We start from the raw sequence: 25,836 nt of genomic DNA on the forward strand, positions 1-25,836 counted from the left end.
AACCAACACATCACCAGAACCAACAACATCACCAGGAACCAACAACAACGCCAGAACCAGCAACAACGCCGGAACCAACATCACCAGGAACCAACAACATCACCGGACCAACAACATCACCAGAGCCAACAACATCACCGGAACCAACAACATCACCAGAACCAACAACATCACCAGAGCCAACAACATCGCCAGAACCAACAACATCACCAGAGCCAACAACGTCACCGAAACCAACAACATCACCGACACCAACAACGTCACCGAAACCAACAACATCACCATCACCAACAACGTCACCAAAACCAACGACATCACCGAAACCAACAACATCACCGAAACCAACACCGACAACAACACCAACACCGACATCAACAACGTCACCGAAGCCAACACCAACAACATCACCAACACCAACGCCAACATCTGATATAGAAGAGCCAACTCCAACAATCCCGGGTGGTCCTTCTATTGGTGAGCATAAGGCGTACTTAAGTGGATATCCGGACGGTTTATTCAGACCTAACCAGAATATAACAAGGGCAGAAGCTGCTGCGATATTTGCCAGAATATTAGGATACAACGCAGATTCTAACTTGTTGATAGGAAACAAATATACAGACGTAGATGACAGTCACTGGGCAGCATGGGCAATTAAGCTTACATCAGATAAAGGCTTATTTGTAGGTTATCCGGATGGATCATTTAAGCCTGACCAAAACATAACAAGAGCTGAGTTTTCAACTGCAGTGTTTAAGTTCTTAAAATTAGTTAGAGGCATCAGTGAAGTTCAATTTAGTGAATTCACGTTTGAAGATGCAAAGGGACACTGGGCTGAAAACTATATAGAACAGCTTACAAGGCTTGGTTACATTAGTGGTTATCCAGACGGAACATTTAAGCCTGAGAATAAGATATTAAGATCTGAAACTGTTGCCCTAATGAACAGAGCACTAGAAAGAGGACCGCTATACGGAGCACCACAAATATTTGAAGACGTTACAGAAAAACACTGGGCATTCTACGATATCGCAGAAGGTGCGCTTGATCATAGATATAGAATAGATGAAGATAAACGGGAAGTACTTGTAGAGATATTAGAAAAATAGAAATTAGAAAACATTTAGGTTGCTGTGTCATAAAAATTGACACAGCAACCTTTATATTATTGTCTTAAAACTTAGATACGGGATATCAAAATATTATCAAAGGCATCTTGATGTTTTACTAAAAATGCCTTATAATTTTTATATAATCATTTTCAAGGCTACATAATTAATTATATAAAAATTAAATTATTTTAGGGGAAGTTGATGTCAGATGACGGTGATATTCTTTTAAAACTGTAATATGTATTTTTCCCGTGATTTCTCAGATGTTTAAATTTTAAAGGTACTTGGCAAGTCTGCTTTAATAGTCAGTCTTCATAAAAAGTTCCGGCAAACTCTTAAAATGTCATATTTAGAGTTCAATGGAGCAATAAACTTACCAAACATGTTTTATTCCGGAGGTGAATTGATATATTTAAGAGGTAGTCAGAATCAATAATAAGACAAGGTCTAGAATTTTATAAACGGGGGTGTTTTAAAGTTAGGAAAGGAATTGCAACATATTATTATAGAATTACGGCACTATAAAAGAAGAATGCTAGAATTAAACATTATCTGCATAAAAACAACACCATATAGAACTGCAAAAAATAAGTAACAATTAACTAAAAGAAATATATGAAGAAAAATAGTATGAGTATGTTGGTTTATTTATTTTAGGGAGGTCTGGCAATGAAAGTAAAAAAAATATCAATTGCTTATATTTCTGTTTTTATAATAGTGAGTATTTTAATTAGTATATCATTATTTAGTATACCAGCTATGGCAAATAGTAACATAAGTGTAAAAGTGGCAACTGTAGAAGCTAAAGTCGGGGAGAGAATAGAAGTTCCAGTATCATTTTCAAACTTACCTGATTCAGGAATTAACAATTGCGATTTTAGACTGAAATATGATAAAGATGTATTAGAAATTGTGGAATTAAAACCAGGAAAAATAGTTACAAATCCTAACATAAATTTTAGGTATAATATAAATGATCCGGGAAAAGTGGCAGTAATGTTTGTGGATGAAACAGGGGTAGGCAAAGAATTAATAAAAGAAGACGGGGATTTTATAATATTGGTATTTAAAGTTAATGATTCTGCCAAAAATGGAATGAGCTATATTGAGCTGACATCTAGGCTAACTATTTCTGGATATGATTTGGTATTGTTGCCAACTGATTTTGTAAAAGGTGGAGTGAAAGTTAGTGGTGGAAAGGATATAGCTCCGACGGACAATGATGAGGATGATGCTCAAGATGAGATTTCAGATAATGAAGATTCAGATGTTAATGACCAGAATGAGCCGGATAGTTTGATACCAGGCAGCAGGAAGGAAGGTATACATAAGGCGTATTTAAAGGGCTATCCAGACGGAAATTTCAAACCTGAAAACAGCATAACCAGGGCAGAGGCAGCAGTTATTTTTGCTAATTTATTAGAGGTAGACCAAAATGCCCAGCCTAAGAGCAGTATTAGTTATACTGATTTACCAAATGACCATTGGGCGGCGTGGGCTGTCAGGTATGTTTCAGAATTAGGTTTGTTTAGCGGTTATCCGGATGGAACATTTAAGCCCAACAACAGAATCACCAGAGCTGAGTTTTCAACAGTTGTACTTAAATACCTGGAAATGGAGGAACCTCAACAAGTAAAGAATAAATTTGATGACTGTATAGGACATTGGGCTCAAAAATACATTGAAAAATTATCAGATTCCGGTTACATTAATGGTTATCCGGATGGGACTTTTAAACCTCAGAACAGCATTAAACGTGCTGAAAGTGTTGCTTTAATTAACAGGGCGTTAAACAGAGGTCCATTGTACGGAGTTAAGGAAAACTTTCCAGATGTACCTAGCACATATTGGGCTTATGGTGATATAGCGAAAGGAGCTATTACTCACAGGTATTACATTGACGAAGAAGGACGGGAAGTTTTTTTAGAAAAAATTGAGAATTAATAGTGTCCTTATATCATATAATAATATTGTGTTATATAAATAAAAATATATATAAAATAAAATTAAAAAAAACATATAAAAAATATTAATTAAAAATGAAGCATATGAAATATTATATAACAGCATATAAGATATTAATTATAATAAAATATTATATAAGTATTATATAGACATTTTCAAAACATTATTCGAAATATTACATAAGATATATTATATGAAGATATAGCATATCAAAGCCCCTTGATGAGAAAAGGGGCTTTTGATTATCTTTTTTTAATAAACATCAAGTTTTTCATGATATATAAAATCAGCACTGTTGTCAAAATAGTCTCTTGTTACAGATGATGCAGCAAATGTGGAATCTAATGTGATCCACCTGTCTTCTTCTGAAATGTATATTTCATTCCATGCATGAAGCTCATTGCGGCCAGGGGCGGTATAATTACCTTTTATAACTTTCACCTGTAGACCGGCGGCTCTTCCTAAAGCAGCAACTAAATTAGAGTAATCATAACATACCCCTGTGCGGGTTCTGTAGGCATGCAGAGCTCCATACTCATTATCAAAGTTTTTCTCTAATTGCCTGTAATATTTTTCATAATCATATGTAATATTTGATGATACCCAATTGTGAATCCGTCGTGCCTTTTCCAAGTCAGATTTAACATTTTTAGTTAGTTCATTTGCCAGTTGAATAATTTCTTCATGATTGCTTTCAACATGTAATGTAGGAACTGTAAACCTGTTAACTTCAGTTAGATTTTCAACTTTTACAGTGGGACCGTAACGGTATTTCCTGTCCACCACATGAACTAATACTGAAACTGTATAATTTCCTGTTCCATCAATCAGCCATATTTCTTCTTGAAAAGCACCATTTTCAAGTTTAACATCATACCAGCGCTGGATTTCATCCTTAACCACAAGAATTTTTATTTTTGCATTTTCTGTCGTTCCTGTGAGAGTAACTTTACCTTCAACTTTTGGAGGGATATTTTGGAGAGTTACTTTGTTAATCCGCATAAAACCTGGGGTGTACGTAGTATTTGTAGATGTAGATGTAGCGAATGAGACATTTACAAACATTGTTACTACTATGCAAAGCATAGTAATAAGTTTAAGACTTTTTCTCATAACAATTCCTCCCTTTTTCGGCAACCCAGCCGTCTTGGTTGTAAATCAACCGAAGACCTGTGGCTTTGCGTCCTCAATTTTCATTGAGTTTGCTATTATCGAAAGGGTACATTATTATCGAAAGGATGTATGATGTGTTTTTTTGTTTTTTAGAAAACCAAAAAGCCCTGACCGGACTACCAGACAGAGCTTGTAAACGTACATCATACTCTTATTTTGGCAACCCGGCTGTCATAGTGATGGTATCACCTTAGACCCGTAGCTTTGCGCCTCTACCTTTCGATAGATTTGCCCTTTTCAAAATATAATTATTAACTTGTATACATATATTATATAACAAAACAAAGGATTTTTCAATATATTTCTTATTTTTTAATTCTTACTTGTTGACTTTCTATTTGACTTGTTGATTTCCTATTTGCTCATATCAAATTTAGTGTTAAACTTAAATATATAATTGCTATCAAAACCATTTGATAACTTGTAGATTTTCATTTTAATTTAGGTAAATCTACCCTTATTTTATCACATTAAAATAGGTGAAAAAAATTTTTAACCCTACCGCAATTTGAAAAAATATTTTCACTTTACAGTAGGATTATTTTTTATAATATATTGCGGAGGGTGATGTAAAAATGCAATATATCTTCAATGTTCATGAAGGAATTCATGAATATATTAAACTTGGGAGAAATTATCCTTTTCCACCGCCACCAACTAAAAGATGTCACAATCCAAAATGCAATAAATTAGTTAGTTTCCGCAAACATGGCTTCTATGAAAGATATTATTACTCAAAAGAATATAAAGGGAAAATAGTAATCAGACGCTATATATGTCCTCTATGTGGATGCACCATATCATATATTTCTAACTTTTGTTTACCCGGATTTATTAATGCAATAAATCATATTTTTGAATACATATATAATTTATTTTATCGTAAAGGTAGTATTAATTCAGTTATAAAACAACTAAATCTAAAAAACAACGTACAGTTTTCAAGGCAAATTCTATACTATTACAGAAAAAAATTCATTAAAAATCTCAATACAATACAAAATGGATTAAGACAAATAATACACAAAGTGAAATTACCGGATGAAACTCTTGGAAACACAGAAAAAGCAAGAAACGTTTTAGCAATAGTAGTAAGAGAATTCCCCAACATTCAACTATTCTCTCAAAAATACTATCAAGCTACCGCTAAAACATTTCTTGCAGCATGATTATAACATTAAAATAGGATTTTAAAAAGCGTCTTATGAAAAATTTTTAATGAAATCAACCGCAACACCATATTTTCCTTTACTTGAGCAAATAACTATGGTAACATCCGTGGTAAAGAACAGCCTGACCGGTCATGGCTTCCTAAAAATGCAACAGGAGGTCAGGAATATGTTAAGTGAAGAGGTAAGAAATGCCATTGCGTTAAAAAGATTTTCACTGATAAGTCCGATCCTAAATGGACAAGTGAATAATCGTAAGGACTATTATGCTCAAATTTCATCAAAACCCGTAGAAATGCCACACTATGGCATAAGAAAATATTCACCTAAAACAATAGAGTCCTGGTACTGTGATTACATGCGTGGAGGATTGGATGCATTAAAACCCGGATACCGGAAAGACAGGGGTAATTGTAGAAAAATAGATACAGAACTTGCTGAAAAAATCCTTGAGACGAAAAGAAAATATCCTAAAGCGCCTACTACAATCATCTATGATAAACTAATAAAAAAAGGCATATTAAAAGAAGGGCAAATATCACTTACCACACTATACAGGTTTTTAAAATTTTCAAATCATGAAAGCATTTATGAAACTGAAGAGAAAAAAGAAATTAAAAGATTTGCACATCAATATATAAATGAGTTGTGGTATGGGGATTTAATGTATGGACCTTACATACAGGAAGAGGCATACCTTCCCTGCTCTATACGGACAATGGGAAGATTTACCGTTCACAGCAGTTTGAATTTATGTGCGCGGACGTAGGATGCGCTCTTATACATTCGAAACCCTTTGTTGCACATAGCCGGGGAAAAATAGAAAGGTTCTTTTTAACAGTTAGAAAAAGATTTTTATCCCAACTTAATATGAATAAAATTAAGAGTTTAGAAGAGCCGGTATTCATATACTATGAAGGCAAGAAAATCGGTGAAGCCTTGCAGGTTAAATTTCATGACAATGCCCATATGAAACGAAGGGGCAGACCTAAAAATTCTGAGTTAATAGTGGATTTACAAAATAACGAAGTATCTGTAACACATGCTGACATGCCTAAATCAAAACAAACAATTTCATTTAAAACAATTATGGAAGGAGAGAAATAATTATGTTCAGACAGTTTTTTGGACTAAAATACAATCCTTTTGGAAAAGAAATTGATATTTCTGATGTTTATGAAAGTGAAGATATTAAGGAATTAAATTCAAGATTTAAATATATTCAAAACATCCGGGGAATGTTTCTTTTAGTCGGTGAACCGGGAATGGGAAAATCCACCGCCTTAAGAAAATTTTCAGCCGGGTTAAATCCGGGACTTTACAAACCCTGCTATTTTTCTCTCTCAACAGTTACCGTTATGGATTTTTACCGGGGTCTTTTAATATCTTTAGGAGAAGTGCCTTCACATAAGAAGGTTACAATGTTTCATCAGATACAACAAGCAATAATGTCTTTGTACTATATACCCAGGCTGCAATTGAAGCTATTTATTCTGCATCAAAAGGCGTACCCCGCCTTGTTAACAGTCTTGCAACCTCAAGCCTTATGTATGCTTGTTCAATAAAGCAAAAGCATGTAGATGAAGAAATCGTATACCAAGGACAAAAAGACTTTGAAATCTAAAATACTTTTATCTTTAACCGGCAGCCTTAGTACAACGGTTATAAACCGTTTAAGTAATAAATGTTGTAAACTTATTGAATTTATACTTAAAAGTTTTCTATTATCAATATTTTGATTAAAATTTTAAGAGCAGTTAATCTGCTCATTTTTATTGTACAAATTTGAAAGTGTTATGCAATACTTATTTTTCCAAATTTTATTTTGAATCCTACTGGAATTTGAAAATTTGATTATCGCGTTCCTATTTTAATTTGAAAATATTCACTAATTTGTGGTAAAATTGACCTAAAATAATTTGAAAATATTATCTAATTTAATTTAAAAATTTACAATAACTGTAATTAATGCATTTTAACTGTAACTGGATTCTTGCACCACTTGTTGCGGTGTGCTATACTTTAGTTAAGAAAAAAAATGCGAGGGACTGGGAATTTATTGGTGTTATGTAAATCTATGCATACAGCGCATGCACCTTTATAGTGATTAAATAGATTGGTTTTTAATGCATCTAAAACGGTTTTATACTTTAAAACGGAGTATGCTACAGATGGGAGTGTTTTAACATGATGATGTGTTCTATTTGCAAAGAGAATATAGCGGTTGTTTTTATAACAAAAATAATAGATGGAAAACAAACTCAGGAAGGAATGTGTATTTCTTGTGCAAAAAAGAATGGGATCCAGCCAATAAACCAGATACTTGAACAAACAGGTATATCTGATGAAGAAATAGATGATTTAAGCAAGCAGATGAAGGATTTTATACAAGATATGAATATTAGCGACCTTGTTGATAATATGCCGGAGGAATTTACAAACTCTGCAAACCCGTTTTTAGGCATATTCAATAAGAATTTATTTAGAAGGGAAGGAAATAAAAATTCAAAAAATAGTGAAATAAATGAAGAGAAAGACGGAGGAAGGGATTTTAAAAATAACAAAAAAATAAAAACACAAGAAAAAAAGGCAACTAAAAGAAAAAAATATTTAGATACCTATGGGGACAATCTTACTGAAAAAGCCCGTAACAATGAAATAGACAGGATCATAGGCAGGGATAAAGAAATAGATAGAATTATCCAAATACTTAACAGGAGAAATAAAAACAATCCTGTATTAATAGGAGAACCAGGTGTGGGAAAAACTGCAATTGCTGAAGGGCTTGCAGTTAAAATTGTCCAAAGGGAAGTGCCGGTAAAACTCTTTAATATGGAAGTGTATTTACTTGATTTAACAAGTGTAGTAGCAGGAACACAGTTTAGGGGACAATTTGAAAGTAGGATGAAAGGAATTATAGAAGAAGCCAAGACATTAGGAAATATAATATTGGTTATAGATGAACTTCACAATATTATCGGGGCCGGGGAAGCAGAAGGTGCAATGAATGCAGCTAATATATTAAAACCTGCTCTTGCTAAAGGTGAAATACAAGTTATAGGTGCTACAACTCTTAATGAGTACAGGAAATATGTTGAAAAAGATGCTGCGCTGGAAAGAAGGTTTCAGCCGGTAATTATTGAAGAACCGTCCATTGAAGAGACAATTGAAATATTAAGGGGAATCAAGGATTATTATGAGGATTTTCATAGGGTGAAAATAACCGATGAAATAATAAAATTAACTGTAAATCTTTCAGAAAGGTATATCCATGACAGGTTTTTGCCGGATAAGGCAATAGATATATTGGATGAAGCAGGTTCAAGGGCTAATATAAAAAATGTAGAATTAGCAAAACTTGATATGCTAAAAGAAGAGCTGAAAAGTGTACAGGAAGAGAAAGAAAATGCAGTGTCGGCAGATTCTATCGAAGACTATCAGAAAGCTGCAGATTTAAAGGTAAGGGAGTGCAAGCTTTTAAGTCAAATAGAAGAAATGGAAGAAAAGATTAAAGATGTGTATATTACTCCGGATGATGTTGCACATGTGATAGAAACCTGGACCGGTATACCTGTTACAAAACTTACTGAAATGGAAGCAGAGAAACTTTTGAAATTAGAAGAACGCCTTCACAAAAGAATAATAGGGCAGCATAATGCGGTTAAAAGTGTTTCTAAAGCTATAAGAAGAAGCAGGGCAGATTTTAAGAAGAAAAAAAGACCTGCATCCTTTATATTTGTAGGTCCGACAGGTGTAGGTAAAACTGAACTGGTAAGAGCAATTGCAGAGGAGATCTTTGGCAGCGAAGATTCCCTAATAAGATTTGACATGTCAGAATACATGGAAAAACATGCAGTTGCCAAATTAATTGGTGCACCTCCGGGATATATAGGCTATGATGATGCCGGACAGCTTACCGAAAAGGTGAGGCGGAATCCATATTCTATTATATTGCTGGATGAAATAGAAAAAGCCCATCCGGATGTATTTAATATGTTTTTACAAGTACTTGAAGATGGCAGGATAACTGACAGCCAAGGTAGGTTGGTAAATTTTGAAAACACCATAATTATAATGACTTCTAATGCGGGAACAAGTAACAAGGCAAGTGGGATAGGTTTTGGAAGTGACGGCTATGCTGTCATGGAAAACAAAATAAAAGATGTTTTGAAAGAAATATTCAGACCTGAGTTTTTAAACAGGATAGATGAAATAATTGTATTTGACCGGTTGAAAAAAGACGAGCTTAAGGAAATAGTCAAACTTATGCTTAAAGAAATAGAAGATGAAGTTAGAGAAAAGAATATGACAATAGAAATAGAAGAGCCGGTTATAGATTTTATACTTCAAAAAGGTTATGACCCTAAATATGGGGCACGCCCTTTAAGGAGAACCATTCAAAAATATATTGAAGATGAACTTGCAGATATGTATATCAGGGGGGAGTACAAAGAAGGAAGCAGTATTGTGGTTTACATGGAAGGAGAAGAAATAAAATTCAAATAATATTGGCATTTTTTAACGACAAAAAGCGTTTATTTTGAGATAAATTTAAAATAAACGCTTTTTATCTTGAAAATCTATAAAATATAGAGGTTGTGTATGAAAAATTGTTAACAAAGGTTTAGATATATTATATCATTTAAATAAAGAAATATTATTAAAATTATATTAAATATAAAAAAATTATATTTAAAAAAAAAGAAATTATATTTTAATATATGAAGAAAATGTGTTAAATACAAAACTAAAATAACTAATAAGAGAAAATGAGTAAAAAGATAAAATATAAGGATATAAAAAAGGGATATAAAAATAAATAAATAAAAAGGATATAAAAGACAATGTGAAAATATAAGAATATGAAAGACAAAATGAAAAACATAAGGAAGATGAAAAATAATGATATTAAAAATAAAAAATGATAAAAAGTATATCTTTTTTATAAGAATCATTTGTATAATTTTGCTATTAATGCTATCAGGCTGCAGCCCTAAGGTTAAGAAAATACAAAAAGAGATATTTGCATTAAATACAGTAATAAATATAACTGTATATGGGGATGAAGAAGCCGAAAAGGTTTTACAAAAGGCCATAAACAGAATATACGATATAGAAAACAAAATGAGTGTTACAATTTCAGAAAGTGATGTTTCATTAATAAACCAAAATGCAGGGAAGAGACCTGTGAAAGTTCATGAGGATACTTTTTTTGTCGTTCAAAAGGCGTTAGAATATGGGGAACTGACCAACGGGGCATTTGATATTTCAATATATCCGCTGGTTAAACTGTGGAATATAAACAATGGGAATAAAAATATACCAACAGAAGAGGAAATAAATGAAACCCTTAATTTGGTGGATTATAAAAAAATAAAGCTTAATCTTGATGACATGACGGTTTTTTTAGAAATGGAAGGAATGGCAATTGATTTAGGTGGAATTGCAAAAGGATATGCGGTGGATGAGGTTAGAAAAATTTTAGAAGAAGGTGGAATAAAACATGCCCTTATATATATGGGAGGGGATATTGCAGTAATTGGAAACAAGCCGGAAGGTGGTCTGTGGAGAATTGGAATTGAAGATCCAAGGTACCAAAATGAAGGTTCCAGATATTTTGCTGTAATTGAAGGTTCGGATTTAAGCGTTGTTACATCCGGGGATTACCAGCGTTATGTAGAAATAGACGGCAAGCGCTATCATCATATATTTAACCCCTATACAGGTTGTCCTGCTGAAGCAAATGTAATAAGCACGACGGTTATTGGAGAAAGCTCCATTGATGCAGATGCTTTGGCAACGTCAATTTTTGTATTAGGTGTAGATGAAGGACTTGAAATAATGGAAAAAGCTTATGGATTTGAAGGAATAATTGTTACTAAGGATAAATATGTATATACCACTGAAGGGCTTAAGGATAAGGTGGATATAGTAAAAAAAGAGTATAACCAATGAATTTTATAAAAAGTATATCTCATTTTAAAAAAATATGATATTATATATTTAGATTCAACCGACCACACAATGTAAACTTGCCTTGTTAAAATCTTCATAGCAAAATAATAAAAGACTATATTTTCATCATGTTTTCATCTTTAGTTTTATCCGGTTTGAAATGAATTTATAGTTTTTGCATAAGTTGCATAGGAGTCAGTTCAAAAAAAGTTTTTTTGTTGTCTAATTTTAATAATAGGAGTGGTATACATGAGTCTTTTTACCGACATGATAGTAAATTTAGATCCAATAGGTGTGGCTATAATATTTATCATTCTTTCTGTTTTTATATTTTCATGTACCATTAACTTAATAGTTAGAAGAAGATACATTTCCATCCAAAATGATTTAGAGAAAAATAAAGATAATGAAAAAGGGGAATTTAAAAGCCCTTTACTAAATAAAATAGCACAATCCTACAAAGACACTGCTATAGTTAATTATAATGAGGTAAATACCCAGGCTATAATAGAAAATTGTTTTAATACAAATCTCCGTACTTGTATTGTATTTGAAAGGTTTATTAAACACACCGTTTCAATATTAATAACCCTTGGTCTTTTAGGAACATTTATTGGCTTGACTTTGGCTGTTACTGATTTAGTAACTGTGTTTAGAAAAATAATGGAGTCAGATGCAGTTACAGATCCTACATTTTCCACAGGTTTTTTAAATGAGCTTATTCCTTCTGTGTACAGCATGGGGGTAGCATTTACCACAAGCCTTTTTGGAATAGCCACTTCAATATTGTTTACCATTTTTAATGTTTTATTCAGTGTGGAAGAAGCCAGGGAGACTTTAATGGTTCGCATTGAAGAGTATCTGGACAATACAGTATCCCTTGTTATTGCAAAGGACAAAGAGACAGAGTACAATTTGATGAACAGGATATTGAGGGAGACATTTGTAGAATTTGGAGAAAAAATAGAAAACACTTTAAAACAAACTGTCCGGTCTTTTGGGGAAAGTCTTACCAGTGTGGTAATGGACGTAAATGTTACTTCTAAAGCATTGGATAATACTGTAGAAAAGTTTGATTTATCCCTCAAAAACTTTGCATCAAATATAAAGGATTTTACTGAATTTAACAACAATCTCAGGAATAATATAGAGAAAATGGATGTAAGCTTTATAAAAGTTACCGAAGCTCTGACAGATACATCTGAAATTATTTCTGAAAACTACAGTTCAATTGAAAATTTCTCTAAAGATATAAAGGATGCTGCGGAGGAAATGACTGAATATAACCGTCAGGTGATTTATGATATATCAAATATAGTTGTAGAAGTGAAGAATACAGTATCTACAATTAATGAATTAAGTGAAACAATTAAAGCTGATTTAAGTGTCAGGACTGAGGAAATAAAAGAATATCATGATAAAATAAACGGTTTAATGACAAAGTTAGGAGAAGAAATTGACCTGTTAGGAGAAAAAACAGCAGAGGCCTTTTCAAAGAGCTTAGATGAAAGCGGCAAAGTTGTATCCCAAAAAGTAGTTGAAAGTATGGATGGTATTTTAAAAGAAATATTTACCATTATGGATGAATTTAAGGAAAATGAAAAATTATTAGCTAAAACAATTACAATGCTTCCTGACCAGATGATAACATACCATGAAAATGCATCAGCCCAGATAAATAAACAGTTAGACGATGTAAAAAGGCTTTTAAGAAATAATTGAGGTGAAACTTAATGAAAACCAGAAGAAGAAATTTTAAACGGGATTACGAAACACCAAATTTTTGGCCTTCTTTTACAGATGTTATGTCAACAATTGCCCTAATACTGTTTTTTCTAATGTTATTAGCATATATACAAAATATGGTTACCGGAAACAGATTACTGCATAATGTGGCGAAGTTAGAAGTAAAAGAATTAGAACTTAAAAATGTTGAAAATGAGTTAGCCATTCAAAAAGCAGAGCTGGAAAAAGTTAAAGCTGAAGCAGAAAGGATAGAAGATGATTTAGCAAATTCACAAAAGGAAATTTATGAGCAGCGTAAAATAATTTTAAACAGCAACCGTGAATTAAATGAATTGCGTTCAAAACTTGAGTCAATAGCAGTTCTTCGTTTGGATATTCTGGAAAAAGTAAAACACTCTATAGAAAGCGAGTTAGGAAGAACAACAGCAAGAGGGGAAGAACTGGTCACCATAGGGGATAATGCAAATATTATTATAAATGAAAGTCTTGTATTTGAAACGGATTCCTATGAAATTAAGCCGGAAGGGAGAGAACTTTTAGACCAGTTTGCAATAGCATTTGAAAAAATTTTAGATGACAGGGATATAAGAAACTATATTGACTCAATAAATATAGAAGGGCACACTGATGATGTGGGCACCTCAAGTTATAACAGGGAATTGTCTGCAAAGCGTTCAGCTGAAGTTGTAAATTACCTTATGAGTTCAAATCCCCAACTAGAGAAAAAATATGCCGGTTTCTTTGCAACGGTGGGATTTTCAAAATTCAGGCCAATAGCTTTGGGAATCAGTGAAACCGCAAGGCAGAGGAACAGGAGAATAGAGATAAAAATAGCTATTAAAGACTCAAGTATTCAAGATATAATAGAGGATTATCTTAAAGAAACCAGTGAAAAACTTAGCTTGATACATGGTGATATATATGAAGAATAAAACTGAAAAAATAGATATAAGAATAGTAAAATATGAGCAGTATGTAAAGGAAAATCCCAATAAAGCTTATGGCTTCTATTGTTTAGGAAGGCTTTATTTCAGCCTTGGAAAATATAATACTGCGGAAAACTATTTTAAAAAGGCCCTTTCTGTTGATGAAAATTATACCCGTGCCATAATAGCCCTTATAGAATTATATGTATACAGAAAAAAGTTTATAAAAGCAGTGTATCTCTTTTCTAAACACCGGCAGGATATTAATAAAAACTATATATTTAGGGTTAAGCTTGTCCGGGGTGTAAGCTCTTTTTATAGTAAAAGTGATTTCTTCAGAACAGGCTCCATAGGTTTTCTTAAAAGTATGTTTTTAAAGCACACTATGAGATATGCAAGAGACTTGGTACCAAAGGAGTCCAGCAATATAGTTTTAAAGATTATTTTGTGCATGTATTATTTAAAAACCGGTGAAAATAACATTTTTGTTACACAGATGTACAAAACCTGTGTGTACTGGGACGGGCTGGATGATCAATTAAGATGGGATATTTTAAACAACCTATCAAATTCAGGTAATAAACTTGTTTATGATATGAATATTGCCAAAAAGTTTACATCAATTCCCCCTTCCAATTGTTCAGATGAATATGCAGGGATAATATTATTGGCATCCATGCTTAAGGGGGATGTTAAAAAAACATCAGAGATATACAATTTGGCAAATAAATACAATAAAAAATTAGAACCTGAAATAATGTGGAGGTATATATATTGGTGTAAGGAAAATTCCTTTTACGACAATTCTGTTTATGATTGCTGCAAAAAGCTTATAAAATCAGGATGGATAGATAAAGTTGTTGCCCAGACTCTTTTAATTTTTAGAGATAAAAATAATGTTAAACTTTCAAAACGGGACAAACAAATACTGGAGTTATATGGATATGCAGAGTCAGTTTAGCATACCTTCTAATATGCCTCTTTTGTATTTAACTTTAAGTATCCTGTAAAGAGATTTATCTATTCTTTCTTCTGCAATGTCCCCGTTTAAAACAGCCTCAAGGATGGTATTATACGCTTTTTCTAGTGATTCGGGCATAAGGAGAATGTCTGCACCTGCTTTAAATGCCATAACTGATGCTTCACCAGAAGACCAGTGTTTTTTTATGGCTTTCATTTCTAAAGCATCGGTTATTATAAGTCCGCCAAAATTTAGTTCTTCTCTTAAAAGACCTGTTAATATTTTATTTGAAAGAGTTGCAGGCAAATTATCCGGTTCTATTTCAGGGAGTATTATATGGGCTGTCATAATGGCATCAACACCTGAAGATATTCCTTTTTTAAAAGGGACAAATTCTATCTCCCTAAGTCTTTCAATACTGTGTTCTATTACAACCGCCCCTTTATGGGAATCTTCAGAAGCATCTCCGTGTCCGGGAAAGTGTTTTAAAACGGAACTTATATTTTGTTCTTGCATCCCCTTTACAAACTGTTCAACCATTATTCCTGCTATTTGGGGGTCAGAGCTAAATGCCCTGTCACCTATAACAGGATTTTGGGGGTTGGTATTTACATCGGCAACGGGGGCAAAGTTCATGTTAAATCCAAGGCTATAAAGCTCACTTCCCAACTTTCTTCCAAGGCGGTATGCAAGGTCCGGGTCATTTGTCTCACCTATTTCTTTTGCAGGAGGAAGTTTTGTAATTCCCATTTCAGGATTGCTTCCAAGTCTGCTTATTCGTCCCCCTTCCTCATCCACAGAGATAAATAGGGGTATTTTGCTTACAGACTGCATACTTTTAATTAAATTTGATGTTTGCTCCCTGGTGCTTATATTTTCACTAAATAATACAACACCCCCTATTTTAAACTTTTCTATTTGATTCTTAACATGCTCATCCATTTCATAAAGGTTTTTGTCTTCACCGTTTTTTCTAAATGCGACAACAAAAAGCTGTCCTATCTTTTCTTCTAATGTCATTGAGGAAACTAAATTGTCTATAATATCTGGATCTATATCTGATTCTATATCTGAATTTACATCTGAATCCGCATCAAGGTCCACATCTTTATCCGAATCTGAATGTACATCTTTATCTAAATCTATATCTGAATTTGCATCCGCATCCATATCCGTATCTGTATTTATATCTCTTTTAGTATCCATGTCCATATCCGCACCTTCAGGATGTTTTTCTGTATTTTGGGGAAGATCCGGGCTTTGGTTTACGCTGCATCCAGTAAATAAAAAGACAAATAATAAAATAAGAAGCATGAATATTTTTAAAGAATTTATTTTTTTCAAATTAACACAACCTTTAATTTCTTTACTTTCACATTATCTATTTTATCAATGGGGATAAATTTTATCAATAACATTAAGGATGTCATCTTTTTTCAATTTTATATGATATTTTATGTATTATTCCTTACAATAACTTTACTCTAACCCGCATATCAGTTATATTTTGGAATACTACTATGTATGAAGATTATATAATATGTGCCGATATACATATTAAAGATTATTTATATATAAAAAATACTATATAAAAATACAGAGAAGGAGATGTTTGAATGAGTTTTTTAAGAAATCAAAAAATAGGGGTAAAATTGATGTTGGGGGTTTCAGTTGCATTTGTTTTGACAATAGCAATAATAGTAACTTTAGCCACAAGCCAATTTAGCTATTTTATTCACAATTTTAGCGAGCAGCAGGTAATTAAAGGAATGGAAGGACTGGAAGCTGAGCTTGGCAAATTGCAAAAAGATGCATTGGAATTTGCAAATGTTTTGGCTGCTCACCCGGATATAATAAGAGGCTTAGCAGAAGGAAATGCAAATCTTTTATCTGATACTATCGGCACATTCAAGGAAAAGATGGCAGTGGATTTTATAAAAGTAGCAGACACATAAGGAACAGTTATAGCCAGTACCTTTACTTCTGATGGCACTTTGGACAGTATAATTAATCAGGACAATGTGCAGTCTGCCCTTAAAGGTGAAGCCTTTACAACAATAGAAAAAGGCAGTCTGGTAGAATTTGCTGCACGGGCAGGGGTGCCGGTATATGGGGAACAGGGAAGGTTGATTGGTGTTATTTCCCTTGGGTACAGTCTTGACAACCTGGCGCTTTTAGACGAGTTAAAATCAATTTATAAAACTGAGCTTACGCTGTTTTTAGGAGATGTAAGGCATAATACCACCATTGAGATGGATGGAAAAAGGATATTAGGTACAAAACTAGATAGTAAAATAGCAGACAGGGTATTGGTAAAAAATGAGCAGTATTCTGGAAATGCAGAAATTCTTGGGGCAGAATATGTGGTAGCATATAAGCCTTTAATAGATAAAAAAAATCAGACAATAGGTGTTATTTTTGCAGGACAGAAATATGACGAGGTTGCAGTGGTAAAAAACAGAACCATACTACATATCTCCATAGCTACAATTATATTGGAAATTTTATTATTGATTTTTGTATGGTTTTTTGTAAAGAAGGTTATAACAAAGCCGTTAAAGCAGCTTGTACAGGTTTCAAATACATTGGCAGAAGGGGATGTGGATATTTCAATTGAATCATCCTCAAAGGATGAAATAGGGGAACTTATTGATTCTTTTGGAAGAATGATAGATAATGTAATGCATCAGGCGGAAGTAGCAGAAAAAATAGCAAATGGAGATTTAAATGTAAATATAGAGCCGAAATCAGAAAAGGACATCCTTTCAAACAGTATGCTCCTTGTGGCCGATACGCTTTCTGATTTGGTTAAAGAAACAGAAATGCTGACAAATTCGGCTATAGAAGGAGAACTTAGTACAAGAGGGGATACAGAAAAATTCAGCGGTGTTTACAAAGAGGTAATTGAAGGTGTAAACAATACTTTAGATGCTGTATTAGAACCGGTAGAAGAGGCATCAGAGGTGCTTCAAAAGCTTTCAGAAGGTTCATTAAAAGAATATGTAAAAGGAATTTATAAAGGGGAACATGCCATCATTAAGAACGCCCTGAACAAGACAGTAATAACATTATCAAACTATATTGGCGAAATTACCCATGTGTTGACACAATTGTCACAGGGGAACTTAAATATAGCCATCAAGGGAGATTATAAAGGTGACTTTGTGGAAATAAAGGATTCTTTAAATCTGATTATAGAATCTTTTAATAAAATTTTATACGAAATTAATGTTGCGGCAGAACAAGTTGCATTAGGAGCAAATCAGGTGTCCGAGACCAGTATGTCTTTATCAGAAGGAACAGCAGAACAGGCAAGTTCTATAGAAGAGATTAGTTCATTTATGGAAGAGGTTTCAGAGCAAACCAAGCGGAATGCTGCCAGCGCAAATCAGGCTAATGAATTGGCTTTGACAGCTAAAAATACCGCTGTTGAAGGGAATGAAAAAATGAAGGAAATGCTTCAGGCAATGAATGAGATAAATGAGGCCTCAAGTAATATATCAAAAATAATAAAAGTTATAGATGAAATTGCATTCCAGACCAATATTTTAGCTTTAAATGCGGCGGTGGAGGCAGCCAGGGCAGGTCAGTACGGTAAAGGTTTTGCAGTGGTTGCAGAAGAAGTAAGGAATCTTGCAGGCAAAAGCTCTGATGCTGCGAAGGAAACATCTGCTCTTATTGCAGGCTCTATTGAAAAAGTGGATTCCGGTACTGAAATTGCAAATAAAACTGCAGAAGCTTTAAACAGGATTGTTGAAGATATAGATGAGGTATTTAACTATGTAAGAAACATTGCTGAATCTTCTAACCAGCAAGCTACAGCCATATCTCAGGTTAATGAGAGCATAAATCAGATTTCCCAAGTAATTCAGACAAATTCTGCAATTTCACAAGAAGCGGCGGCGGCCAGCGAAGAACTTTCTAGCCATGCGCAGGTAATGAAAGAATTGGTGGAAAGATTTGAAGCAAAGTCTGAAGATGTAGAAAAAACAGACAAAAAGGGCTTAAATCCGGAAATAATGAAAATGTTAGAGCAGTTAACTGACCAAAATAATAGTTCAAATACAGATATGGAAAAGAATGATGGATTTAAAAATGATTTTGAAAAATATTGAATAAAATTGTTTTAAAGACCAAAGGTTAAAATTTTTAATTCTATTATAAAAGATTTAAAAAATTTATTATTTTTTTTTTAAAAATATTTACAATTTCTAAAAATTTATGATATAATACATTGTGTTAAAGTATTAACACATTAATTTGTGAAAATGCTTTAATATAAAGAATAAAATTATATTTAATACAAGGAGGGTAACTATATGAAAAAATTAAGAAAAGTATTAGCAGTAGTAATGGTTTTAGTACTTGCATCAATGGCATTGGCTGGCTGTACAACAAGCGAAATTGAACTAATTGACTCACTTATTACCACAACAAACCAATTAAAATCCTATGAAGGTACTTCAACATTGGAAATAAGCTTTAGCGGCGAAAGTAGTAATGAAGAGGTTCAGGAAGTTTTAAAGGAATTGGCTGTGTATTTAGATGGAATAAAATTGGTTGCAAATCAAAAAGCATGGTCAGATGAGGAAGGGCAAAAGGCAAAAGCAGCAGTTGATTATGAACTGGAAATAGCAGATACAAAGGCTAACTTCAGCTTTTGGGCAGATGTAGATGCTTCAGGTGATAAGCCTTCAATGAAGATTATATTCACAGTTCCGGAATTGTTACTTGCTTCATTAGCTAATGGTGAATACGCAGGAAAATACATAGTAATCAATTATGACAATTTATTTGAAGAAGTAGATGCATTTGTAGACTATAGCAATGTAGAAAATATAGGGAAAGAAATTTTTGATATGATATTTGATTATATAAAATCCAGTGCTGCTGATTTAGATCTGGGAATGGAAGTTGCAGTTAAGAAAGGCACTGGAACTACAAGTAAAGGGGAAAGTGCTACAAAATATGAAGTAAAATTAGATGATGCATCCTTCAAAAAATTTATGGAAGCTATAATTAACGATGTTATACTACAAGATAAAACATTGGAATTATTCAGAGACTACATGGAAACTTCCTTAAGCCTTGTTAATTACGAGTTGCTTTATCAAGATCTTGGAGGAGGCATTGGTGAGGAATTTGACCAGGAAGCAGCTATAAAAGAAGCTATGGCGGAAATAGATGAAGGTCTGGCTGAAGTTTCTAAAGAATTCCCAGAGTACAGAAAAGCTGTATCAAAAGTATTTGAAGCTTTGAAAGATGCGAAGATACTTGGGGAAGAAGGAATTACATCCACTTACTTTATTAATAAAGATGGCTGTGTGGTAGAACAAAAACATGCTATAGATATAGAAATAGATTTTGCACAATGGCAAAAAGCTGTATTAAACTTGGAGAATATAGATTTAGGAGCAGGAAAACTTGAAAATAAAGTTAGTCTACTTCCGGAAAATGATCTATATCTTGAAGACGATGAAGTTGCAGAAAATGAAGAAGACATTGTAGACGGCAAAATTAAATTAGGTATAAATTATGAAAGTTCAATTTACAATATAAACAAAGAAATTGATGTAGAAATACCTGAAATAACAGAAGAAAACTCTATAGATTTATTTGCAGAACTGGCTGGTATTTTGGGTTCAGTAATTGGTGGGGAAATTCCTTCAGATACAATTGTAGAGCCACCGGTAAAAGACGGAATCAATGTTATTTTAAATGGAAGCTATATTGAATTTCCTGATGTAGTTCCTCAAATTATTGATGGAAGAACACTGGTTCCAATAAGGGCTATATCAGAGGAAATGGGAGCAGATGTAGGATACGAACATGAAACAAGGACAGTTACAATTGTAGACGGGGATAATGAAATAGTATTGAAAATAGGAGAAACAACAGCTTATGTCAATGGAGAAGTATATGAACTTGATGTACCTGCAAATGTTATTGAAGGCCGTACAATGGTTCCAATAAGATTTGTATCAGAAGCAATGGGTGCAGTTGTTGACTGGGATGGAGAAACAAAGACAGTAATTATCTTTAAATTCTAATAAATCCTTAAAAAAGAAGTTGTGCAGAGGGGTTAAAAACTTTCTACACAACTTTTTTTGTTTTATATAAATTACAAGAAGGTTCTTTTATTGCCTTGACAGATAATAAAAATTCATTTATTATTTTTATTAATAATGTAAATAATGAAAAGGCGATGATTAAGAGGAGTAGACAGTGCTGGCTTAAAAAGAGATAGAAAACCTTAGGCTGAAAGTTTTCTATAAGCAACAGCTGTCGAAGGTAGCTTAGAAGCTCTGCAGTTGAAATAGCAGTAGACTGTGGCGGTAAAGAGCCGTTATTCCGATAGAGGGTCCAATTATATACATAACTCAGGTGTATTTATAATTGGGAAATATGGTGGTACCGCGGAAACATTCTTTCGTCCATTTTTTAGGATGAGAGGATTTTTTTATTTAAGAGGAGGGAGGATTTGTTTTTAAAAATTTTATCAATAATTTTATTAATACCTGGATTTTCTTGTGCTATTTTTTCTAAATTTATAGTTAAAAAATTCAATCTCCATGAAAAGGTTGAGTGTGATTTTGAACACCAAATGAAGGAAGAAGAGATTTTGGAATATAAATTTAACAGGGCAGAAGTAAATACAAAAATAACAGGGCTGCTTTTAGCATTACCCGGTGTAATTTTGGTTTTAATAGCATTTAAATAAATGGAGGTTTTTAGATGAGTAATATAGCAAAGACATATGATCCTAAACAGGTTGAAGACCGGATTTATAGTGAATGGATGGAAAAAGGCTATTTTCATGCAAAAATTGATAAGGAAAAGACACCCTTTACAATAGTTATCCCGCCGCCAAATATAACGGGGCAGCTACACATGGGTCATGCTCTTGACAACACTTTGCAGGACATTTTAATAAGGTGGAAGAGAATGCAGGGTTATTGTGCCCTATGGCTTCCAGGAACTGACCATGCAAGTATTGCTACAGAAGCAAGAATTGTTGAGACTATGGCTAAAGAAGGAATTACCAAAGAACAAATAGGCAGGGAAGAGTTTTTAAAGAGGGCATGGAAGTGGAAAGAACTGTACGGGGGAAGGATTGTAGAACAATTAAAGAAACTAGGAAGCTCCTGTGATTGGGAACGTGAAAGATTTACCATGGATGAAGGACTTTCCAACGCTGTAAAAGAGGTATTTATAAAGCTTTATAGAAAAGGTCTTATTTACAGGGGAGAGAGAATTATAAACTGGTGTCCTAAATGCAATACTTCCATATCAGATGCGGAAGTTGAGCATAATGAAAAACAGGGGCATTTCTGGCATTTTAAATACCCTGTAAAGGACAGCAACGAGTATTTGGTAATTGCCACAACAAGACCTGAAACAATGCTTGGGGATACGGCGGTGGCTGTACATCCTGATGATGAAAGGTACAAGCATCTTGTAGGAAAGACTGTAATTCTTCCTTTAGTGAACAGGGAAATTCCTATAATTGCGGATGAATATGTTGATATGGAGTTTGGTACCGGAGTTGTTAAAATTACTCCTGCCCATGACCCTAATGACTTTGAAGTGGGACTTAGGCACAATTTACCGCAACTAAAGGTTATGAATGATGATGCAACAATGAATGAGCTTGCAGGCCAGTACAGCGGAATGGACAGGTATGAAGCCAGAAAGCAGATTGTGAAGGATCTTGAAAACCTTGATTTGCTGGTTAAAGTAGAAGATCATACCCACAATGTGGGAGAATGCTACAGGTGTAATACTGTAGTAGAGCCTATAATTTCGAAACAGTGGTTTGTTAAAATGGAGCCTTTGGCAAAGCCTGCGATAGAGGCAGTTAAAAACGGTTCTATAAAATTTGTGCCTGAAAGATTTTCAAAGATATATTTTAACTGGATGGAAAACATACAGGATTGGTGTATTTCCAGGCAGCTCTGGTGGGGTCACAGAATTCCTGCATATTACTGTTTGGAATGTGGGCATATGATGGTGGAACACCAAATGCCGGATGTTTGTCCTGAGTGTAACAGCACAAGGATAAAACAGGATGAGGATACTCTTGACACATGGTTTAGCTCTGCCCTTTGGCCTTTCTCAACTTTAGGATGGCCTGAAGAGACAGAGGATTTAAAATACTTTTATCCTACAGATGTACTTGTTACAGGTTATGATATAATATTTTTCTGGGTAGCGAGAATGATTTTCTCAGCTTTAGAGCATACAGGGAAGATACCCTTTAAGTACGTCTTTATACATGGTATCGTGAGGGATGCCCAGGGAAGAAAAATGAGTAAATCCTTGGGTAATGGTATAGATCCTTTGGAAATAATTGATAAATATGGGACGGATGCATTAAGATTTGCCCTTACAATAGGTACTTCACCAGGAAATGACATGAGATTTTCAGATGATAAAGTTGAATTTAGCAGAAATTTTGCAAATAAAATTTGGAATGCATCCAGATTTGTTCTTATGAATTTTGATGATAATATTGATTTTTCAAAAGTAAACCCGGAGAAATTTACAATAGCTGACAAATGGATATTAAGCAGGGTGAATTCCCTTTCTAAAGAAGTTACAGAAAATATGGAAAAATTTGAACTTGGTATAGCACTGCAAAAAGTGTATGAATTTATATGGGATGAGTTTTGTGACTGGTATATTGAACTTGTAAAGCCAAGACTTTATGACAGAGAGTCTGATTCAAGGCTTGAAGCTCAGTATACATTAAACTATGTATTAGGTACATCCATGAAGCTTTTACACCCATATATGCCGTTTATCACTGAAGAGATTTATTCGCACCTTATAAATGAAGACGAAAGTATAATGATTTCAAAATGGCCTTTGTATGAGGAGAAATATAATTTTGAAGAAGAAGAAAATAAAATGCAGCTTATAATGAACATCATTAAAAGCATTAGAAATATAAGGGCAGAAATGAATGTACCACCGTCAAGGAAGGCGACGGCCATATTTGTTGCCCCGGCCATAAGGGAGCAGGAAATATTAAAAGAGGGAGAAGGATTTTTCAAAACATTAGGCTATAGTTCAGAGATTATTATACAGCCAGATAAATCGGGTATACCTTCTGATGCAGTGACATCTGTCCTTGCAGGGGTGGAAGTATTTATTCCCCTTGAGGATTTAATAGATATTGAAAAGGAAATTGAAAGGCTTGAAAAGGAAAAGGAAAACCTTGAAAAAGAGCTTGACAGAGTAAATAAAAAGCTTTCTAACGAAGGATTTATTTCAAAGGCACCTGAAAAAGTGGTTAATGCTGAGCGTGAAAAGAAAGAAAAATATCAGGAGATGTATGAAAAGGTGTTAGAAAGATTAAACAGCCTTAAAAAGTAATAAAAAATGGCCAGCTGCTGGCCATTTTTTAAAATTTATATTCTGTATATTATTTTATGCCACCGTTAGAATAATTAAAAAATGGGTAATACTGAAGGTAGATTATAAATTTTAAATTAAAAATTTTCCACAAGAAAGCGGGGAACTTTATTTTGGGTATAATAATGGCAGGAATTGATTACCGTACTGCAGAGATTGGGTACAGGGAAAAATTCAGTTTTACAAAAAGTAAAGTCAGGGAGATAATAAAAGACATAAATAGAAACTTCCACATAGATGTTGTATTGCTGTGCACTTGTAATAGAACAGAAATTTACATATACAGTAATAAAAAAGAAAATACCATTGACCCTGTTGGTATTTTGTGCAAATATGCAGGAGTTGATGCTAGGGAATATAAAAAGTTTTTTTTTATGAAAGAAGGGAAAGAAGCAGTAAAGCACCTGATGGAAGTAGCTTGTGGCCTTCATTCAATGATATTTGGGGAAGACCAGATTATTTCCCAGGTAAGAAATTCCATTGAAATTTCCAGGGAAGAAAATGTAAGCGGGTCGGTGCTAAACACTCTGTTCCGTTATGCAATAACTTCTGCAAAAGAAGTTAAATCCAGTGTTTATCTAAGAAGTGTCTGCCCTTCCGTTGCCAAAAAAGCTGTGGAACTTTTACAAGATGATATTAAAAAAAGTCCCAGCTTTAAAGTCCTTGTAATAGGCACAGGTGAAGTGGGAAGAAGTGTATGCAGCCTTTTAAATCAATCAGGATGTGAGGTATATGTCACCCTTAGAACCCGGAAACCCGGGAATGCTACTGTGCCAGATGGCTGTATTCCTGTAAACTACAATTTGCGGCAGGAGTATTTTAATAAGGTTAATGGGATAATTAGTGCCACATCAAGTCCTCACTACACAATAACTTATCAAATGCTAAAGGAGTGTAAGGCACTTCCTGATTATATAATTGATTTGGCGGTTCCAAGGGATGTGGAGCCGGCTGTAAGTACAATTGAAGGAATAAAACACTATAACATTGATACCATTGGAAGCTGTGGGTTAAAAGATAACAGTACGGAAATTGAAATTGTAGATGCCATTGTTGAAAAGCAAATGAAAAAATTTTATGAATGGTTTGCCATGCATAGATATTCCCGGGACATAGCCAGTGTTAAAAATTTAACAATTAAAAAAGTAAAAGAGAATTTACAAAAGCATTTAACGGAAGAGCAGAAGATAGAAAAAGCCATATCAAAAACCATTGATTATATTATGTATTCTATAAAGGATGATATAAAAGAGGAAATGTTTTTAAAAATAAAAGAGGGAATAATGTCAAAAAGATAAATTTAAATTTATCAATAAGCTTTATCAGTAAGATTTATAAATAAAATTTTATAAATAGAATAGTTACATCATTAATGCAGCTATAAAAAAAGTTGTTTTATCAAAATGATATAA

The 25,836-nt window shown here is 33.5% G+C and carries 20 protein-coding genes, 2 riboswitches and 1 other annotated feature; of the genes, 17 read left to right on the forward strand and 3 right to left on the reverse strand.

Going from position 1 to position 25,836, the window contains the following annotated elements:
• Positions 1-28 precede the first annotated feature (28 nt).
• A complete protein-coding gene (locus tag HVS_RS16885; protein WP_242971645.1) occupies positions 29-583 on the reverse strand; it encodes a hypothetical protein in 555 nt (184 codons plus the stop codon).
• Here HVS_RS16885 and HVS_RS02515 point away from each other — a divergent pair.
• The gene (locus tag HVS_RS02515) at positions 471-1,109 is read left to right on the forward strand and encodes an S-layer homology domain-containing protein (protein WP_423230878.1); all 639 of its coding nucleotides are present in this window, start codon (positions 471-473) and stop codon (positions 1,107-1,109) included. The two genes, HVS_RS16885 and HVS_RS02515, sit on opposite strands and share 113 nt — an antisense overlap.
• Before the next feature lie 672 nt (positions 1,110-1,781).
• Positions 1,782-3,056 (forward strand): S-layer homology domain-containing protein, encoded by a 1,275-nt coding sequence (locus tag HVS_RS17470; RefSeq protein ID WP_101298923.1) that lies wholly within the window; start codon positions 1,782-1,784, stop codon positions 3,054-3,056.
• A 273-nt stretch (positions 3,057-3,329) separates the two neighbouring features.
• On the opposite strand, the gene HVS_RS02525 is transcribed toward HVS_RS17470, so the two are convergent.
• Positions 3,330-4,190, reverse strand: coding sequence for a transglutaminase-like domain-containing protein (locus tag HVS_RS02525; RefSeq protein ID WP_101304035.1), 861 nt, complete (start codon positions 4,188-4,190; stop codon positions 3,330-3,332).
• 16 nt (positions 4,191-4,206) lie between these two features.
• A riboswitch (cyclic di-GMP riboswitch) is annotated at positions 4,207-4,294 on the reverse strand.
• Between the two features lie 111 nt (positions 4,295-4,405).
• A riboswitch (cyclic di-GMP riboswitch) is annotated at positions 4,406-4,493 on the reverse strand.
• Positions 4,494-4,825: 332 nt separating this feature from the next.
• Here HVS_RS02525 and HVS_RS02530 point away from each other — a divergent pair.
• From HVS_RS02530 to HVS_RS02565, 9 genes are all read left to right on the forward strand, one after another.
• Complete coding sequence (locus HVS_RS02530; protein ID WP_101298925.1) at positions 4,826-5,419, forward strand: hypothetical protein; 594 nt, start codon at positions 4,826-4,828, stop codon at positions 5,417-5,419.
• Between the two features lie 49 nt (positions 5,420-5,468).
• Positions 5,469-6,188, forward strand: coding sequence for a hypothetical protein (locus tag HVS_RS16895; RefSeq protein WP_235827417.1), 720 nt, complete (start codon positions 5,469-5,471; stop codon positions 6,186-6,188).
• 101 nt (positions 6,189-6,289) lie between these two features.
• Complete coding sequence (locus HVS_RS16900; protein ID WP_242971646.1) at positions 6,290-6,526, forward strand: hypothetical protein; 237 nt, start codon at positions 6,290-6,292, stop codon at positions 6,524-6,526.
• Between the two features lie 2 nt (positions 6,527-6,528).
• Positions 6,529-6,984: an ATP-binding protein gene (locus HVS_RS02540; RefSeq protein WP_242971630.1), complete on the forward strand. Its 456-nt coding sequence runs from the start codon at positions 6,529-6,531 to the stop codon at positions 6,982-6,984.
• 622 nt (positions 6,985-7,606) lie between these two features.
• Positions 7,607-9,925 carry an ATP-dependent Clp protease ATP-binding subunit gene (locus HVS_RS02545; protein WP_101298927.1) on the forward strand — a complete coding sequence of 773 codons (2,319 nt, stop codon included), beginning with the start codon at positions 7,607-7,609 and terminating at the stop codon, positions 9,923-9,925.
• A gap of 468 nt (positions 9,926-10,393) precedes the next feature.
• On the forward strand, positions 10,394-11,374 hold the full coding sequence (locus tag HVS_RS02550) for an FAD:protein FMN transferase (RefSeq protein ID WP_242971714.1): 981 nt from the start codon (positions 10,394-10,396) through the stop codon (positions 11,372-11,374).
• A 249-nt stretch (positions 11,375-11,623) separates the two neighbouring features.
• Positions 11,624-13,096 carry a methyl-accepting chemotaxis protein gene (locus HVS_RS02555; RefSeq protein WP_101298931.1) on the forward strand — a complete coding sequence of 491 codons (1,473 nt, stop codon included), beginning with the start codon at positions 11,624-11,626 and terminating at the stop codon, positions 13,094-13,096.
• 11 nt (positions 13,097-13,107) lie between these two features.
• On the forward strand, positions 13,108-14,052 hold the full coding sequence (locus HVS_RS02560) for an OmpA family protein (protein ID WP_101298933.1): 945 nt from the start codon (positions 13,108-13,110) through the stop codon (positions 14,050-14,052).
• A complete protein-coding gene (locus tag HVS_RS02565) occupies positions 14,042-15,007 on the forward strand; it encodes a tetratricopeptide repeat protein (protein ID WP_101298935.1) in 966 nt (321 codons plus the stop codon). Before HVS_RS02560 ends, HVS_RS02565 begins: the two co-directional genes overlap by 11 nt.
• On the opposite strand, the gene nagZ is transcribed toward HVS_RS02565, so the two are convergent.
• Positions 14,999-16,351, reverse strand: coding sequence for a beta-N-acetylhexosaminidase (gene nagZ / locus HVS_RS02570; protein ID WP_242971647.1), 1,353 nt, complete (start codon positions 16,349-16,351; stop codon positions 14,999-15,001). The two genes, HVS_RS02565 and nagZ, sit on opposite strands and share 9 nt — an antisense overlap.
• A gap of 272 nt (positions 16,352-16,623) precedes the next feature.
• On the opposite strand from nagZ, the gene HVS_RS02575 reads away from it, so the two are divergent.
• From HVS_RS02575 to hemA, 6 genes are all read left to right on the forward strand, one after another.
• Positions 16,624-16,962, forward strand: a complete 339-nt coding sequence (locus tag HVS_RS02575) for a hypothetical protein (protein ID WP_101298937.1) — start codon at positions 16,624-16,626, stop codon at positions 16,960-16,962.
• A 39-nt stretch (positions 16,963-17,001) separates the two neighbouring features.
• On the forward strand, positions 17,002-19,122 hold the full coding sequence (locus tag HVS_RS02580) for a methyl-accepting chemotaxis protein (protein ID WP_101298939.1): 2,121 nt from the start codon (positions 17,002-17,004) through the stop codon (positions 19,120-19,122).
• A 204-nt stretch (positions 19,123-19,326) separates the two neighbouring features.
• Positions 19,327-21,057: a copper amine oxidase N-terminal domain-containing protein gene (locus tag HVS_RS16905; protein ID WP_235827471.1), complete on the forward strand. Its 1,731-nt coding sequence runs from the start codon at positions 19,327-19,329 to the stop codon at positions 21,055-21,057.
• 146 nt (positions 21,058-21,203) lie between these two features.
• Positions 21,204-21,448 (forward strand) — a binding site (T-box leader).
• A gap of 40 nt (positions 21,449-21,488) precedes the next feature.
• Positions 21,489-21,728, forward strand: a complete 240-nt coding sequence (locus HVS_RS02590; protein WP_101298941.1) for a hypothetical protein — start codon at positions 21,489-21,491, stop codon at positions 21,726-21,728.
• Between the two features lie 14 nt (positions 21,729-21,742).
• Positions 21,743-24,385: a valine--tRNA ligase gene (locus tag HVS_RS02595; protein ID WP_101298943.1), complete on the forward strand. Its 2,643-nt coding sequence runs from the start codon at positions 21,743-21,745 to the stop codon at positions 24,383-24,385.
• 152 nt (positions 24,386-24,537) lie between these two features.
• On the forward strand, positions 24,538-25,722 hold the full coding sequence (gene hemA / locus HVS_RS02600) for a glutamyl-tRNA reductase (protein WP_101298945.1): 1,185 nt from the start codon (positions 24,538-24,540) through the stop codon (positions 25,720-25,722).
• Positions 25,723-25,836: the final 114 nt, after the last annotated feature.

Source organism: Acetivibrio saccincola (assembly GCF_002844395.1).
Classification (GTDB): Bacteria; Bacillota; Clostridia; order Acetivibrionales; family Acetivibrionaceae; genus Herbivorax; species Herbivorax saccincola.